Source organism: Vibrio sp. 1078-1, assembly GCF_033340475.1.
In genome coordinates this window covers 25,079-41,944 of record NZ_JAWOWM010000005.1, presented here as the reverse complement: position 1 = coordinate 41,944, position 16,866 = coordinate 25,079, and the positions used below count along the sequence as shown (strand labels likewise).

The 16,866-nt window shown below is 45.3% G+C and carries 14 protein-coding genes; 9 read left to right on the top strand and 5 right to left on the bottom strand.

What is annotated here, in order from left to right; all coding sequences use genetic code 11:
* Window positions 1-2: 2 nt before the first annotated feature.
* From R7190_RS12495 to R7190_RS12475, 5 genes are all read left to right on the top strand, one after another.
* The gene (locus R7190_RS12495) at window positions 3-1,343 is read left to right on the top strand and encodes an MFS transporter (RefSeq protein WP_064369240.1); all 1,341 of its coding nucleotides are present in this window, start codon (window positions 3-5) and stop codon (window positions 1,341-1,343) included.
* Window positions 1,344-1,467: 124 nt separating this feature from the next.
* On the top strand, window positions 1,468-2,685 hold the full coding sequence (manA, locus tag R7190_RS12490) for a mannose-6-phosphate isomerase, class I (RefSeq protein ID WP_005376084.1): 1,218 nt from the start codon (window positions 1,468-1,470) through the stop codon (window positions 2,683-2,685).
* 352 nt (window positions 2,686-3,037) lie between these two features.
* Window positions 3,038-4,300: a hydroxymethylglutaryl-CoA reductase gene (locus R7190_RS12485; protein ID WP_047101062.1), complete on the top strand. Its 1,263-nt coding sequence runs from the start codon at window positions 3,038-3,040 to the stop codon at window positions 4,298-4,300.
* 407 nt (window positions 4,301-4,707) lie between these two features.
* Window positions 4,708-6,276, top strand: coding sequence for a DUF1800 domain-containing protein (locus tag R7190_RS12480; protein ID WP_064369239.1), 1,569 nt, complete (start codon window positions 4,708-4,710; stop codon window positions 6,274-6,276).
* Window positions 6,277-6,285: 9 nt separating this feature from the next.
* The gene (locus R7190_RS12475) at window positions 6,286-7,611 is read left to right on the top strand and encodes a DUF1501 domain-containing protein (protein ID WP_132936433.1); all 1,326 of its coding nucleotides are present in this window, start codon (window positions 6,286-6,288) and stop codon (window positions 7,609-7,611) included.
* A gap of 86 nt (window positions 7,612-7,697) precedes the next feature.
* Here the strand turns inward: R7190_RS12475 and R7190_RS12470 are convergent, their stop codons facing one another.
* Window positions 7,698-8,792, bottom strand: coding sequence for a ketoacyl-ACP synthase III (locus R7190_RS12470; RefSeq protein ID WP_053349917.1), 1,095 nt, complete (start codon window positions 8,790-8,792; stop codon window positions 7,698-7,700).
* A 162-nt stretch (window positions 8,793-8,954) separates the two neighbouring features.
* Between R7190_RS12470 and trxC the strand changes: the two genes are divergently transcribed.
* Together trxC and R7190_RS12460 are read left to right on the top strand one after the other, a co-directional pair.
* Entirely contained in the window at window positions 8,955-9,389 is a 435-nt protein-coding gene (trxC, locus tag R7190_RS12465) for a thioredoxin TrxC (protein ID WP_005387991.1), read from the top strand.
* Between the two features lie 176 nt (window positions 9,390-9,565).
* Window positions 9,566-10,726, top strand: a complete 1,161-nt coding sequence (locus tag R7190_RS12460; protein WP_017634647.1) for an MFS transporter — start codon at window positions 9,566-9,568, stop codon at window positions 10,724-10,726.
* Between the two features lie 49 nt (window positions 10,727-10,775).
* Here R7190_RS12460 and R7190_RS12455 read toward each other — a convergent pair whose 3' ends face one another.
* A complete protein-coding gene (locus R7190_RS12455) occupies window positions 10,776-11,165 on the bottom strand; it encodes a nitrous oxide-stimulated promoter family protein (RefSeq protein WP_025767744.1) in 390 nt (129 codons plus the stop codon).
* Between the two features lie 14 nt (window positions 11,166-11,179).
* Window positions 11,180-11,689, bottom strand: a complete 510-nt coding sequence (locus R7190_RS12450) for a GNAT family N-acetyltransferase (protein ID WP_025767743.1) — start codon at window positions 11,687-11,689, stop codon at window positions 11,180-11,182.
* Window positions 11,690-11,825: 136 nt separating this feature from the next.
* Here R7190_RS12450 and R7190_RS12445 point away from each other — a divergent pair, with 136 nt between their 5' ends.
* Window positions 11,826-12,017, top strand: coding sequence for a DUF2986 domain-containing protein (locus tag R7190_RS12445; RefSeq protein ID WP_005376066.1), 192 nt, complete (start codon window positions 11,826-11,828; stop codon window positions 12,015-12,017).
* 49 nt (window positions 12,018-12,066) lie between these two features.
* On the opposite strand, the gene R7190_RS12440 is transcribed toward R7190_RS12445, so the two are convergent.
* Both R7190_RS12440 and R7190_RS12435 read right to left on the bottom strand, forming a co-directional pair.
* Window positions 12,067-14,238 (bottom strand): TonB-dependent receptor, encoded by a 2,172-nt coding sequence (locus R7190_RS12440; protein ID WP_017634648.1) that lies wholly within the window; start codon window positions 14,236-14,238, stop codon window positions 12,067-12,069.
* 89 nt (window positions 14,239-14,327) lie between these two features.
* A complete protein-coding gene (locus tag R7190_RS12435) occupies window positions 14,328-15,065 on the bottom strand; it encodes a siderophore ferric iron reductase (protein ID WP_042520969.1) in 738 nt (245 codons plus the stop codon).
* A 419-nt stretch (window positions 15,066-15,484) separates the two neighbouring features.
* Here R7190_RS12435 and R7190_RS12430 point away from each other — a divergent pair, with 419 nt between their 5' ends.
* Window positions 15,485-16,816 carry an anaerobic C4-dicarboxylate transporter gene (locus R7190_RS12430; protein WP_213867734.1) on the top strand — a complete coding sequence of 444 codons (1,332 nt, stop codon included), beginning with the start codon at window positions 15,485-15,487 and terminating at the stop codon, window positions 16,814-16,816.
* Window positions 16,817-16,866 lie beyond the last annotated feature (50 nt).

Below are 16,866 nucleotides of genomic sequence, written 5' to 3'. Positions count from 1 at the left end.
AGATGTTTGGATTTTTACGTTCACCTAAATTTACTCAACCGAGCCTGAGCAACGAGCAAATCGACCAGCGTTACCACCATTGGCGTTTGCACATTATGTTGGGGATGTACATCGGCTACGCAGGTTTCTATTTTACCCGTAAGACCTTTAACTACGCCGCACCAGCGATGATTACCGATCTTGGCTTAGATAAAGGCGATTTGGGTCTTATCGGTACACTTTTCTACATTACTTACGGCTGTTCGAAGTTTATTTCTGGCACGATTTCGGATCGCTCTAATCCTCGTTATTTCATGGGATTAGGATTGATTGCGACAGGTCTGGTCAATATCGCGTTCGGTTTTTCTAGCTCACTCGCGGCTTTCATTACTCTGTGGATCTTAAACGCGTGGTTCCAAGGCTGGGGCTGGCCTTCATGCTCCAAGCTGTTAACCACTTGGTATTCACGTTCCGAGCGTGGCTTCTTATGGGCGATTTGGAACACCGCACACAACGTTGGTGGCGCGCTGATCCCTATTTTGGTGGGCTATTTGACGTTGCACTACAGCTGGCGTGAAGGTTTTATTCTACCCGGCATCATCGGGGTATTGCTCGGTCTATTCGTTTGTTGGCGATTGCGCGACAAACCCACAACAATGGGTTTACCAAGTGTCGGTCAATGGCGCAACGACGCACTAGAACTTGCGCAAGAAAATTACGGACGTGGCCTCACCTACCGCGAAATTCTGAAATCGTACGTATTTAACAACAAATACATCTGGCTGCTCGCGTTCAGTTATGTGTTGGTTTACATCGTTCGTACCGCAATCAATGACTGGGGAAACCTGTACTTGACCGAGCAGCATCACTATAGCCTGATTAACGCCAACGCTGCTCTGTCTATGTTTGAAATCGGCGGTTTTGTTGGTTCATTGGTTGCGGGTTGGGGCTCAGACAAACTCTTTGGCGGTAACCGTGGGCCAATGAACTTGCTGTTCGCGATTGGGATTTTCTTATCTGTCTCTGCGCTTTGGCTGATGCCTCTGACCAACTTTGCATTCCAAGCGGCGGGATTGTTCTCCATCGGCTTCTTTGTCTTTGGACCACAAATGCTGATCGGTATGGCGGCGGCGGAGTGCTCTCACAAAGATTCTGCCGGCGCGGCAACAGGATTCGTGGGCTTGTTCGCCTACATGGGCGCAGCATTGTCTGGTTATCCACTGGCGTTAATTCTTGAAGAATATCATTGGACGGGTTTCTTCATCATCATTTCAGTTTGTGCAGCCGTCATTGGCCTTTTGTTGCTGCCATTTTTGCAAGCGCAGCCATCACGAAAACCACTCGAACCAAAGCCTCGGTTGTAAATCGACTTATCGCCCTTAGGGCAAATTGGCGAGTGACCTAACCGCGCTCGCCCTCCTTATTTAACGTATCTCTGCTCAATTTTTCTTCCGATTCAGTTCGGAGGGTTAACTATGGGAAAAATTCATGAATTTGAACACTATTTCATCGCATAGCTTCTTTCAAATGAACAACAAAATCCAAAACTACGCCTGGGGAAGCACCTCTTCTATTCACGATTTGTTTGGCTTTTCTAACGAAACGAATGAGCCTCAAGCAGAAGTATGGATGGGTACTCACCCAAACGGCTGCTCTGAAGTTCAGGTTGAGCAAAACACGCTGCCTTTGTCTGAACTGATCAAACAAAACCAACCCGCTTACTTATCAGCAGAAACCGCAGCGAAATTTGGCGACCTGCCCTTTCTGTTTAAGATCTTAGCGGCCGAACATGCACTGTCGATTCAAGTTCACCCAAGCAAACAAGATGCCGAAATAGGCTTCGAAAAAGAACAAAGTGCCGGGATCCCACTAAACGCAAGCCATCGTAACTACAAGGATCCAAACCATAAACCTGAGTTGGTGTACGCGCTGACAAGTTACCAAGCCATGAACGGTTTTCGTTCGTATGACGAGATTATTGAGGCATTTGGCCTTTGCGATATCAATGAGCTACGCACACCGCTAGATGCATTCAAACGCGAAATCAACTCACAAGGTTTACGCGATTTCTTTGTGCACATTCTGACCATGGAAGGCGAAACAAAAGAGCGTGCACTGAAACAGCTTCTTGCCCAAGCTTCAGACCAATCAGAGCAAGGTACTAACAACGACGTTTTCCAGCTCATCTTGGATCTATCCACTCAATACCCTGGCGATGTCGGCTTGTTTGCGCCATTACTGTTGAATGTCATCACGCTGCAACCTGGCGAAGCCATGTTCCTGAGCGCAAGAACGCCACACGCTTACATTAAAGGTACGGGATTAGAGATCATGGCGAACTCAGATAACGTTTTGCGTGCAGGACTCACGCAGAAACATATGGATGTTGAAGAACTGGTTAAATGCACAGACTTTGTGCCTAAGCCGTTTCACAGCCTTGTCCTAAAACCCAATGCCAATGGTTGCCAGAGCCTTTACCCCGTTCCAGTGGCAGACTTTAGTTTCAGCATTCTTAACCAACCGAACAATGAAGTGGTTGATGCCAATAGCGCAGAGATTTTGATGGCGATTGATGCCGACCTGACACTCATCAGTGATAACGGTGAGACGTTAACTGCCTCGAAAGGACAATCTGTATTTGTTCCTGCTTACGTTGGTCATTACCGTATTCAAAGTGCGGGACGTGTGGCTCGCGCCTTCAACTAGTTTTTGAATAACTGATTCAAACTAACGTCTGACCCAAGGGACTGGGTTAGACAATTTATTCCTTTCATAGATTGAACCATTCCGCTTTTAAGGCACTCATGCTTACACCTTGTCGAATCCAAACACCTACAGGCCAGTTTCTCTAAGAGGCATAACCTCCCGGATCTGCCATTTACTGCAACATTCATTGTCAAAACCCATTTATGTCCGGTAAATTCGTCGCTCCAATATCAAATCACTTGGATAATAAAGGCGCTTGCACAGTGGTATTTGTTGCAAAACGTATAATCAACGTTGTAATCAAAGCCTCAATCACTACAATCTCTGGTTCGATTTTTCAGTTAACGTTTGTATGCCGAAGTTAAACCAAGATAACCCTGTTCAAAGCTCCGCCCTTTCCGATATCGAAACCAGCAGTAAGATTCAATCGGCATTAGAACCGAAGTTTCACAAGCCAGAGAAACGTCTCTGCTTAAGCCCTGGCCTGTCGGATAAGCATTTGGCGCGCCGTTGGCAAGTATTGGAACACGTGACCAATAAAGATCATCTCCTTGATCCTTTCACGCAGTCACATTGCGATGCTTACTCCAACAACATCGAGCACTTCATTGGTACTGTTAATGTGCCGGTCGGCATTGCAGGCCCTTTGCGCGTCAACGGCTTGTATGCGAACGATGACTTTTTGGTTCCGCTCGCAACGACAGAAGCCGCGTTAGTCGCTTCCTACAACCGTGGCGCAAATCTTATTACCGCCGCTGGTGGCGCGAGCGCATTGTTGCTGAGTGAAGGGGTGAGCCGAACGCCAGTGTTCGCCTTTAATAACCTTGCCGACGCTGGCCAGTTCGTCAGTTGGGTTGTGACCCAGTTTGACGCATTTCGTCAAATTGCGGAATCCACCACCTCACATGGCAAACTCAAAGACATCAATGTAAATATCGAAGGAAACCACGTTTATTTGGTCTTTGAATACGTGACTGGTGACGCTTCCGGACAAAACATGGTGACCATCGCAACAAACGAAGTGTTCCATCATATTTTGGCGACCAGCCCAATCAAACCAACTCAAGCATTCTTGGATGGCAACTTATCAGGCGACAAAAAACCAAACGCGCACACACTGCGCTCGGTACGCGGTAAGAAAGTATCCGCCGAAGTGACCATTCCTGCTGAGTTGGTGGAAAAATATCTGCATACGACGCCGGAGTCTATGGTTCAATTTGGCAAAATGACTACAGTGGGCGGTTTACTTAGCGGGACAATTGGCGTCAACGCGCATTACGCAAACGCGCTTGCCGCGCTGTACATTGCTTGTGGTCAAGATGCCGCTTGCGTTGCAGAGTCTGCCATTGGAATCACTCGTATGGATGTGGACGCTCAAGGCAACTTGTACGCGTGCGTGACCTTGCCAAACATCATGGTGGGGACGGTTGGTGGTGGTACTGGCCTTCCAACACAAAAAGCATGTTTGGATATTTTGGGTTTGCACGGCAACGGCAATGCGAAAGCGTTAGCCGAAGTCGCAGCTGCGCTTTGTCTGGCTGGCGAACTCTCGATCGTGGGCGCATTTTGTGCCGATCACTTTTCTCGTGCTCACCATAAGCTTGCCCGAAAATAACCTTTGTTGCTTTGTACAAGAGAACATCCGTGTGGTTTTCTCTTGTGCAAACCAATGGACTTTATTTATTGGCTCAATAATTTCTTGAAACTAACTTAAGCCTTAACAAACATACCAATCTCTTGTTAACAGTACTTTAGCTGTCCCCCTTCTATATCCATTGCGATATCTCTGCTTGTTACTCTTCATTGGCCATATTTAATATCAGTATCTTAGAAAAAATAGCATCAAAAACTTCTAGCACTATAGTACCAAATTCATCGTTTGAGTTTTTTGTTCACCACTTATAGCTACTATACTCGCCTATGCAGCTGCTTGATTTTCATAAATTTACTAAACAGCTCAAAAGAGCTTAATAACTCCCGTTAAATGGACTTAAATCGTTACTTCGGGTAAGCGAGTTAACTATGAGACGTCAGAAGCTAAATAAAATCTCTGCTTGGGTACTAGGATTGGCTATCTTATTGCTGAGCCATGTGCCTAATGTATCAGCACAAATACAGCAATCCCCATCCGATCAAACCGTTGCGCGTTTTCTCTATCAAACCTCTTTTGGACCAACTCCTGCGTTAATTAATGAGGTTAGGGAAAACGGGTTAGAGGACTGGATACAGAAACAAATCAACCTGCCAGCAACCTACCATCAACCACTTTATCAAACGCCTTTTTCTAAAGGCCTACAGTCAAACCGAGAAAATGCTTGGTATCAGATTGTTGTTACTGCTGAAGATCAGCTCAGACAGCGAACGGCTTATGCATTGAGTCAGATCGTAGTCGTTTCTCGTTATGGCGGCGTTCTTTCCAGCAAACCTACAGGGTTAGTGAATTACTACGATCTGTTGGTTGAGCATGCGTTTGGCAACTACCGAGACCTGTTGTATGACGTTTCCATCCATCCAGTCATGGGGAGCTATTTGTCTATGCTCGGTAGTGCAAAAGAAAATAGTGCGACAGGAACGCTTCCCGATGAGAACTTTGCTCGAGAGTTAATGCAGTTATTCACTATCGGTTTGTATGAACTCAATTTAGATGGCAGTAAAAAGCTAAACCACGCAACAGGCAAACCTATCCCCACGTACAATCAAACTGATATTCAAGAGCTCGCGCGAGCATTAACTGGATGGAAAAATTCCGACATCGCATTCGTGAAACCGATGCGAGTTATCAGTCAAAGACACGATACCGGCGAGAAGCGATTTCTAGGGAACGTGATCCCATCGGGTCTAACCGCACAAGAAGAGCTTTCAAAAGTGATTGATATGTTGATGTCTCACCCAAATGTTGCTCCATTTGTTTCAAAGTTACTTATCCAACGTTTGGTCAGTTCAAATCCAAGCCCAGAGTACGTCGCGCGTGTTGCTACGATATTTAACAACAATGGGGAAGGAGAAAAAGGCGATCTAACCGCCGTTGTTCGAGCCATATTGCTCGACCCTGAAGCATTAGGGATGACGGATACCCCGCCTATAAAAGTGAAAGAACCGATACTGGTCCTGACTAATTTTCATCGAGCATCAGGTTTTACGATTAAAGGATCACGTTACGAAGACGCAACAACGATGATGAACATCGCTAATCAAGGGCCGCTTCGTTCTCCTTCCGTGTTTAATTTTTACTCTCCAGACTATCAGCCGTCTAACGAGTTTACGGAGTCTGGTATTAACTCTCCAGAGTATGAACTTCTCAATTGGTCTGTTTATACCGATTTGGTCAACTATATGTTAACCAGCACTCGTAGAGGAGGTGGTGATTCCTACCACTTCGATCTTAACGAGTTTTATCTTCTTCTGGACGATCACCGTGCCTTAGTCGAATTGGTTAACGAGCGTTTCTTTGCTGGAACGGCTTCTGCTGAATTGAAAGAGCTCATGCTCACCGCCCTGAATGATTATCGTGGGGACTATGTGCCAACAACAAAACTCGCTCTAGTGATATTTACCGCCATTTCTGGCGACGAATTCTATATTCAGGATTAGGAGTGAATTATGGATATTTCACGACGACATTTTATACAAAGCACGCTATCGATGGGCGCACTAGCCTCTCTTAGTCTGCCAGGTTACTCTCTCGCAGCGCCATCCAATGACTTTCGAGCATTAATATGTGTGTATTTAGCAGGCGGAAACGATGCATTCAACACCATACTGCCATTATCGGAGGCGCACTATCGTCAATATTCCAAAGTCAGAGGGCCACTCTCTGTCGCCAAAGAAGACATACTCCCTATCAATTTGAGTGCTGTCGATAGCTCAAATCACCCAGTGAAGCTCGGCTTACACCCAAAGTTAAATGCGTTGACTTCCGTTTTCGAACAAGGCGATGCCAGCATCGTGCTCAATAGTGGCATTCTCAACCATCCCGTCACCAAACAAGCTATTGAGCAAGGTGAAGCATCACTTCCCGAGCAACTGTTTTCTCATAATTCTCAAACAGACGCTTGGTTACTTGGTGGAATGAGCGAGTCTAAAAATCTTGGTTGGGCTGGCAGAATGTTGGATGTATTAAACTCTGAATCAGAAATAACACCGCTATACAGTGTGCATGGCAACTCGCTTTGGTTACGGGCAATGGAACACCGCCAAACCGTCCTGAAAAAAGATCGCGCAGTTCAGCTTACCGCGATTGATAGCCCTTTATACAAAGGTATCTATGACCGCCTTCTCTCTCATCAAACTGACAATCCATTTAATGGTCATTTTAATTTGATGGTTGATGAGTCGATGGTAATGAGTAGTGTATTGAGCGAGCAACTCAACCACATTGCTGACGAGCCGCTGTTTACGTCATCGACGCTCGGCAAGCAGATGCAAACCGTGTACAAATTGATAGCAAGCCAAGATGTCCTGAAGCAGCAACGACAAGTCTTTTTCGTTAAACACTCTGGGTATGACCTACACGATTCGCAATTGGCACGTCATCCAGTGTTACTTGAGGATCTCGCGACAAACCTTTTAGCAATGTATCGTGCGGTCGAACGGTTAGGGCTAAACAAGCAAGTTACCTCTTTCACTATGTCTGACTTCGGTCGACGGATGATGAGCAACGGAAATGGTACCGATCATGGCTGGGGTGGCCATCAACTATTAATTGGAGGCGCGGTAAATGGGAAACAACCTATCGGTACATGGCCGGAACTAATACTGGGCGGAAACGATGATTACTCTCAAGGCCGACTCATACCCAAAATTGCCGCTGATCAAGTTGGTTCAACACTAGCACAGTGGATGGGCGTGAGTGATAACGCTGCACTGGAATACGTCTTCCCGAACATCCGTAATTTTACTCATTCAAACCTGGGCTTTATGGCTTAAGATATTTTTCAGGTTAGCTGTAGAACGCATCATCAAATAAGGGAGCCTCGCGCTCCCTTACTCATCTTATGTTTGCAGAGTGTCCGTTACACCTCGTCGCGACGGCGTTCGTTACACAGCTTAATGGCACGCTCAAGTAATTCTAACGCGGATTGCTCACACTCAGGCAGAACCGCATCACTTTCAGAAACTGGCGTTACGCGGTCACCCCATTTCAATACTGCCGCACCCCATGTCAAACCTGCACCAAATGCAGCAAGAAGCATATTATCACCTGGGTTAACTCGACCTTGCTCTACCGCTTCACACAATGCAATTGGCACCGTCGCAGCTGAAGTATTGCCATAGTTTTGAATGTTAACAAACGCTTTGTCGTGTGGAATTCCAGACAGGTCACACAAGGTTTGAATAATACGAATATTCGCTTGATGCGGAATCACAACATCGATTTGTTCCGTCGTTAACTGTGATGCTTTCAGTACGGTTTTCGCAGCTAGCCCCATGCCTTTTACTGCACGTTTGAAAATTTCTTGTCCTACAAAGTTGAAATCCCAGTAACCGTTGTCTTCCGCAAAGCGATCCATACAAGTACCAAACTTTGGTACGGACAGAATATCTCGGCCTTTTGCGTCACAACCGATTTGAGACTGTAGTAAACCCGTTTCTTTTTCCGTTCTTGATAACACAACGGCGCCCGCACCATCACCAAATAGAACAGCGGTATCTCGCATTGCCCAATCGATGTAGAAAGACAATCTTTCCGCACCAATAATGATCGCGTTACGATAGTTACCTGATTGAATCAAACGTGTGCCCGTTTCTAGGCCATAGACAAATCCCGTACATGCGGCATTTAAGTCAAAGGCAGCGGCTGCACGAATACCTAGGTTCTGCTGTACCTTAGACGCGATATTTGGAATCAATGAATCTGGTGAACAAGTCGCCACAATGATTAAATCCACGTCTGTTGCATCGACGCCTGCTCGAGCTAATGCATGTTTAGCAGCAACGGTCGCCATGTCTGACGTGTTTACATGACTAATACGGCGGTTTTCGATACCAGTGCGGGTACGAATCCACTCATCGGAAGTATCGAGGAAAGTGCTAAGATCATCGTTAGAGAGCACGGCTGGCGGAACACATTTCCCCCAACCTGTAATTTCAGCGTAGTAATTTGTCATCGCAGACCTATTTATTGTTGTATTTTAATAAAATTTCTTAGAACCTTAGGCTCAAATACAAACCTGCGCTGCGTTATTTCGGCAGGTTAAAAAATAAGTATACAAATAATGAGGCTGACTGGTAAGTCATGTTTTCATCAATACGTAATAAAGGAAGAAGTCATGTCATCGTTTAAAACTCGCTGCCCTTCGTGCGGCGGTCTAAATCGTGTCCCTAATGAGCGCGTTGCCGAATCTGCAACTTGCGGTAAATGTAAAAGTGCACTTTTAGACGGCTCGCCTATCGAAGGTACACAAGATAACTTTTCTGCTCTATTACAAAGTGATATGCCTGTTGTAGTAGATTTTTGGGCCCCATGGTGCAACCCGTGCGTTGGTTTTGCTCCTGTTTTCTCTGATGTTGCTCATGAGCAAGCCGGAACGGCTCGTTTTGTTAAGATTGATACCGAAGCTCAACAACAACTTGCGACGCAATTTGGTATTCGCAGTATTCCTACCATTATGGTTTTCAAGAATGGTCAACGCGTTGATATGATCAATGGTGCGTTACCTAAAACTCAATTCGATCAATGGTTAAATCAAGCACTTACTAAATAATCTTCCACGCCAACCTTGTTTGTAGGTTGGCGTTTTTATGCAACTTATCAACCTATCTAGTTAACAAATATTATTTATCGAAACGACTTAAATTTATCATTTTACTTGCCTAACTATTAGCCTCATATTCGCGCCGAATAACCCTTAGATTTCATTTAACTTATAGGCGCAAAACAGTGGAAAACACAGTCGTTCCTGCAGCATCACCACGAGTTACAGTTCCAGTCGTCGCACTGTCTCTTTATGCGGTGGCTTCGGGCTATTTAATGAGCTTGATCCCTCTCATGCTCGGTGAATACAACATCTCAGCAGATTACGCGAGTTGGTTGGCGAGTGTGTTTTATGGCGGCTTATTAACCGGTGCTATTTTTATTGAACGTATCGTACGTCAAGTTGGTCACCGTAACGCGTTTATTGGTTGCTTGGCCGTATTTTCGCTAACTATCGTCACACTACCCGTGTTTGCTAACGGATTGATGTGGCTTGCCGCTCGCTTTATTGCGGGTATCGCGGTTGCTGGTGTTTTTGTCATTGTTGAATCTTGGCTAATGTCTGGAGACGAAGCATCGCGTGCGAGACGTTTGAGCTTGTACATGCTATCGCTTTATGGTGGTTCAGCATTAGGCCAGTTTGGTATTGGCGTGCTTGGCGTAAGTGGCGGCGTTCCGTTTATTGCGATCACGACGTTGATCTTAATGGCGATGCTGGTGCTAATGTTCATTGAGTGTGAGCAGCCAAACAGCCATGAATCAACCGCTTTATCATTTAAGCAAATTGCCAAACTAAACCATGCAGCAATTATTGGTTGTGTTGTTTCAGGTTTGACCTTAGGCGCGATCTACGGATTAATGCCAGTTGAGTTAACTAACCGTAAAATTAGCCATCAAGACATTGGTACATTGATGGCGCTAGTGATTCTAGGTGGCATGCTAGTTCAACCAATGGTGACCGCGTTAAACAAATACATGAGCCGCACAGTGCTAATGGCGTTTTTCTGTATTTTGGGTATTTTTTCGATCGGTATGACCTTTATTTCCTCGTCAGCCGTGGTATTGGCTGCTGCATTATTCTTTTTAGGTGCAGCTACTTTTGCCTTGTACCCGATTGCAATCAACTTAGGTTGCGAAGGACTTGATGAACGCTTTATTGTCTCTGCGACACAAGTCATGCTGTTTAGCTACAGCATCGGCTCTGTTGCTGGTCCTGTTGTCGCTGATAAATTTATGGGCCAAGAACACGGCTTGCTAGGCTACTTGTTTGCCGCTTTGGTTGCGACTGGCGTATACATGCTACTTGCTGCGAGCAAAACCAAGCAGCGTATGGCCGCTGGCCTCTAACCACGCCGCTTCTACTCAACGAAAACGAGGGCATGTCGCCCTCGTTTTTTTATTCTTCGCATTTTTGTTTAGATAAACGCTTGTGACGGTTTGACGCGTTCGCTGCAGGCTTTTCCGGTACCATTCGCTTTTCATGAAGCAAATGACGAACCGCCAAGATGGGATGTTTCAGTAACATTCTGGGGCCAGAGTAACGCATGACCAAACGCATTTGTTCTTTCGGCTCTGGTTTGTAGCAGTGAATCGGACATTTATTACACGTCGGTTTATTCTCTCCATAAGGACAGCGGTCGAGGCGCACTTCTGCGTATTCAAGCAGCTCATGACATTCTGAGCATAAGTCACGTTTTGTTCCATGATGGTCATGACAGTAAACCTCTACCATGGCTTTTACTGTCTTAAATTCAGTGGCGAGTTTGCCAAGTAAAATATCGCTCATGCGCTATCCAAAAATCACAACATCATTGTGTAAAGTTCTAACGTGCGGCCATTATCATATTGCTGCTCAACTCGTTCAAACTCAAAGCCCAGTTTTTTGAGCAAACTTATACTACGAATATTGTCATTGTTGGTGATGGCAACCAAATTATCGAGTTTCATTTCCTCTCTAGCGTATTCCAGCACTGCGGTTGCAGACTCCGTTCCGTAGCCGAAGCCATAAGCGGAAGGTAAAAATCCATATCCGAGATCATAGTGTTGTAATGTGTCACGTTTAACCAACCCACAAATCCCGATGGGTTGTCCATCTTCTTTCTTCTCTACAACGAGTAAACTCACGCCTCTAATTTTTTGCATGCGTAGCATGTTTTCTTTTATGTAACGCGCCGCTTCATATTCGGTACGAATTTGTTTGTCTCCGACAAAACGGTAGAAGTCTGGGCGGTTATAAAGTTCTAGTATAAATGGTGCATCATTTACACTCACAAGACGCAGTATCAAACGTTCGGTGTACAGTGTTTTCATTTGGGCTCCATTAAAACGCGATAGATGATTGGACATAGGAACGTACTTGAATTTTGCGACCGATACCGGCGCTTATTTAGTTGTAACTTGATAAAAAAGTAACTATCCTGCCTCGCTAAATTAAAGGACCACCACCATGAACCGCAAGAAGAAAATCAATCAGATCTTGAAAGCGAAGCAGAAGAAGCATAACGCTAAGCTACATAAGAGCAATAAGCCGCGTTATATCTCCAAAGCTGAACGCGCGAAAATGGAAGCTGAAGAACAAAACCAAGCTTCAGAACACACGGAAAACGTTGTAGACACAGCGCAGACAGATCAAGCCTAAAAGAAAAGCCGCTTCAAGCGGCTTTTTTGATATTTGGAGCGAGTTAGCTTTAGTATTCAACACTGTAGTTCAGTGTGAATGTGCGACCTCTTCCTTTGTAGTCGTACGCTGCTGCATCGTAGTGTGCTGCATAAAGAATCTGCGCACGTTGTCCCCAAGCGGTTGTGTAGTCTTCGTCAAATAGGTTTTGAATACCAAAACCTAACTGCCCGATAGGTAGTGTTACGTTACCAAGAAGATCAAACGTAGTGTATCCATCTAGTTTGTTGTTTGCGTCATCTTCGTAATCAAACATCGTCTGGCTTTGTAGACGTAGTGAATAGCCATCCTGATAGTAAGCCGCCCACGCGTTCGCTTTTGATGTACTTGCTTTACCCGCACTTAGATCTTCCCACTTACCGTTGGTTTTCAGCTCAGAAACCACATAGTGACCTGATGCACCTAACAAAATATCACGGTTTACCCAGTAGTTAATGTTTGCTTCGGCACCGTATACACGTTGCTCGTCATCAACATTGGTGATTAGGAGCGTCTTCTTGTCATACTTGATTGAGTTATCCGACACCGAGTAGTAACCCGCCGCTTGCAGTGCGACAGTATCCGTATCTAATCGGTAACCAATTTCATAGCTGTCCGTTTTGATGCCCGACATTTTTGAGTCAGATACGTTAATGCTATTGTTCAACGCGTAATGACCATTTGCATCCGCGGCATCGTAGCTACCTTGGCCGTAGTACTTTGCAGGATCAGCGAGTTCGAAACCTTGAGAGAAGTTCGCCCAAAGCTGAGATTCATCGTTAAGCTGATAAATGGTGCCCAAATTAAATAAGCTCACAGAGTAGTCAGTGCTGCCACCTGGTACCGCATCCGCTGATACACCATTACCCGATGCGATCTTCTTTTGTATACTATAGGCAACAAAATCATCAATCTTATTGTCCATGTATTGGTAGCGGTAGCCTGCTTGTACTGACCAATCTTGATTGATTTGGTAATCCCCTTGGACAAACATTGCGTAAGACGCCACATCAACATCTGGGTAACGCCCCACTTCGGCATAGGTTCGATTAATTAAGTTCCCAGAGCTGTTCGCAATGGTTGGATCGAACAGAGCCTGGTTACTTTCAAAACGGTCTAAGTACGCATCGACACCATAAACAAGTTTGAATGACTCCCAGCTTTTAGCTAACGCTAAGCGCCCAGCAAAAACTTCTGTTTTTTGTTGAGAGGCACTTTGGTAATAAGGAGTAAAGGTTTGGTCTTCACTACGGTAAGATAACTCGCCTATCAGTTGATGACCGAATACGCTGTCGTGAGCGTAGTTCGCACTTAAGAGAACTCGCTCTGTACCATGTTCACGGTCGGAATCGAACCCCTCTCGTACATCAACAAATTTATTGTTAACAATGTACAAACCGTATGGCGAATCTTGCTGGCTGTCATAGTATTGTGCGACAAGGTTTAACTTGCTGGCATCGGAGATTTGAATCTCGGTCGATCCCATAACATCGAGCGTTGAATTATACTGCAAAGAGCCCTGTGAAATGTCTGGGGTGACAATGTCGCCATTTGCGTCAAATGCACCTTGTGTCTCGGTGTACACAACCGAACCTCTAGCGGTAATTCGCTCATTACCACCCGAGATAGACTGAGCGAGTTTGTAATCAAAGTCATCGCTGCTATTAAAGCCTGTAGTGCCACTCACGTAGGATTCAAACGACAAGTCATCCGAGTACGCTTTCTTGGTGATAATGTTAATAACACCACCAGTAGCGCCTGCACCATAAATGGAGGTTGCACCAGATAGTACTTCAATTCGCTCGATGTTGAATGGGTCTATTGCATCTAACTGACGACTAATCGGGCGAGAAGACTGTAACGAGACACCATCAATCATTACCAACATTGCTCTACCGCGAAGGTTCTGACCATAGTTAGTTCGACCACCGGTGCCGACGTCTAAAGAAGGGATGGTTGCAGAAAGAATATCACCCAGTGTCTTGCCCGCACGATATTGCTGAGCAATCTCTTCTTGGCCAACAAACCAAACCGTTCCTGGAATATCGGAGATCGATTTCGGCATCACACTGCCTACAACAACCAATTGCTCATCGCTCGGAGTCGATGTTTGTTGAAGATCTTCTGCTGCTATTGAGCTAACTGCGTATCCACTGCTCATCGCAAGTACGATGAGATTGAAAGAAAACGTCCTTTTCATCATTGTATTTATCTTTTTGTTGTCAACAAGAGCATGCAATGATACTTATTCTCACTCTCAAATCGAGCACTGTTACACAAGTTAAATAAATGTTAATTAAGAACCTTCTTGCTCATAAGCTGTCGATTTTCCTCTAAACGAGGACAATCTGCACAAAGCTTTCTGCCTTCACACTTATAGACTAAACAACAACTTTTTCTTACTAACTTTAGCGGCTGATCAGATTCCGTCTCATGAAGTGAGCGGCTATTATCAACATCCAAACCCATTGCGCTTAGCCACAAGACCGCATGCTCCTGAAGTGTCGAGTTAGTCATTTGCGGAAAGCGCTGTTGGAGACGAATTAAACAAGCCATGATTCCGTCCGACATCAATTGATGGGTGAAGCCAGGACGAATGCGTGTCCATTGACTCATCTCTTGTTGATAGAAGTCGAACAGTTCTCGGATTTGACGCCCCGCCTCTTTTATCAACGCTTCTGGCTCGCCATGTATATGCGCTTCGTCGGCGAATCGGTACCCAGAAACAAAACAAGGTTTGAGGTGCTGCGCTATCTCGCGAATGTTTGGCAACGTGTGGTAACCGTAAATAGAGATGAATGCGACATAAACTGGCTGCCAACAAAGTAAATCCCACGTTCTTGTCAACCAATATGCTTTTCCCGCTTCCGGATGAGCCTCCGAGATTTGCTGGTAAAGGCCTTGGATGATCGGGTTGATATCATTCTCGATATGGATAGCTTCTTGCCCTATCTCGCCGATATCACCGTGTAGATAAGGTGTAATCTCACTCGAAGTTTGAAACAGTTGCGGGAAAAATTGCTCAGACATGATGGCTTATTGTTGGTGTAGTCATTCTGACACCTTTATACCCAAGCACCAATCGCAATGCAAACTATTATCCTTTGCGTTTTCATAACAAAGAAGCACCTTTAGGGTTAGTTATGACTGTATTTCCGCGTTCTGTGAAACTGTAAGGTCTGGTTACGTATGCGATGAATAGCAACAAACTCTTAAACCTCTTCGCATTTAACGCTCACATGATCGCAAAAATACACAGCATAAAAACACCCTGATAAAACTGTGTTAACAGTTCCCCTGTGTAGCGTGAGTTATTGCCAATAATTGAATATTGCTGTTTCTTATCCAGCGGATTGTGAACAACATGAAGTATTTTCTTTCTGAATATCGAGACAATACAAAGAGGTAATTTGGCTATGTAGCCCTCTGTTTTGAATAAGGAAATCCACATGTTGTATCTTGAGTTTCTATTTTTGCTCGTGATGCTGTATATCGGCTCACGTTATGGTGGTATAGGCCTTGGGGTCGTATCCGGAATTGGCTTGGTGATTGAAGTATTCATCTTTAAGATGCCGCCAACCTCTCCTCCTGTCACCGTCATGTTGATCATTTTAGCGGTGGTAACATGTGCTTCCATTCTTGAAGCCGCTGGCGGTTTGAAATACATGCTGCAAGTTGCCGAGCGTGTGCTTCGTAAGAACCCAAAACGCGTCACCCTTATTGCTCCGTTCGTGACTTACTTTATGACCTTCCTACTTGGTACAGGTCACGCGGTTTACTCTATCATGCCAATCATTGGCGACGTTGCGCTTAAAAACGGCATTCGTCCAGAGCGTCCTATGGCTGCCGCTTCTGTCGCCTCTCAAATCGCAATCACAGCCTCGCCAATTTCAGCAGCAGTGGTTTACTACTTGGCGCAACTCTCCGACATTCAACACGAGATCACTCTGCTCTCAATTCTGCTCGTTACCGTACCTGCAACGCTATTCGGTACGTTGTTGATGTCACTTTACAGCCTAAAGCGTGGTAAAGAGCTAGACGACGATGAAGAATACCAAGAGCGTTTGAAAGATCCTGTGTGGAGAGAAAAAATCCTCAACACAACTGCAACGTCTCTTGATGAAGTACTACCAACAAGTGCTCGTAACTCTGTATTGCTGTTCATTGCTTCTATCTTGGTTATCGTCGTTATCGCGATGTGGCCAGACATTCGTACCATCGTTGAAGGCGCAAAACCAATCAGTATGGCCGTTGTGATTCAAATGATGATGCTCTGCTTCGGCGGTATCATTTTGCTAGCGACGAAGACCGATCCTCGCGATGTACCAAATGGGGTGGTATTTAAATCTGGTATGGTGGCGGCGATTGCTATCTTCGGTATTGCATGGATGTCAGATACCTACTTCCAGTACGCTATGCCTCAATTTAAATCTGGCATCGTAGAGATGGTAACCAACTATCCTTGGACATTCGCGCTTGCGTTATTCATTGTGTCGGTTGTGGTGAACTCTCAAGCTGCAACGGCTCGCATGATGCTGCCTGTTGGTCTCGGCTTAGGTTTGGAACCTGCGCTGCTTATCGGCTTGATGCCAGCGGTATACGGCTACTTCTTTATTCCCAACTACCCTTCAGATATCGCGACTGTGAACTTCGATACATCGGGCACAACTAAGATTGGTAAGTGGTACTTCAACCATTCATTCATGTCTGTGGGCTTAATCGGCGTGATTGGTGCGTGTTGCTTGGGTTACTTGCTAGGGCAAATGATCATTCCTTCGTAACTAGCCAAATCAACGATAAATTAGAGGCGAGTCATTGTACGTTTCGTACA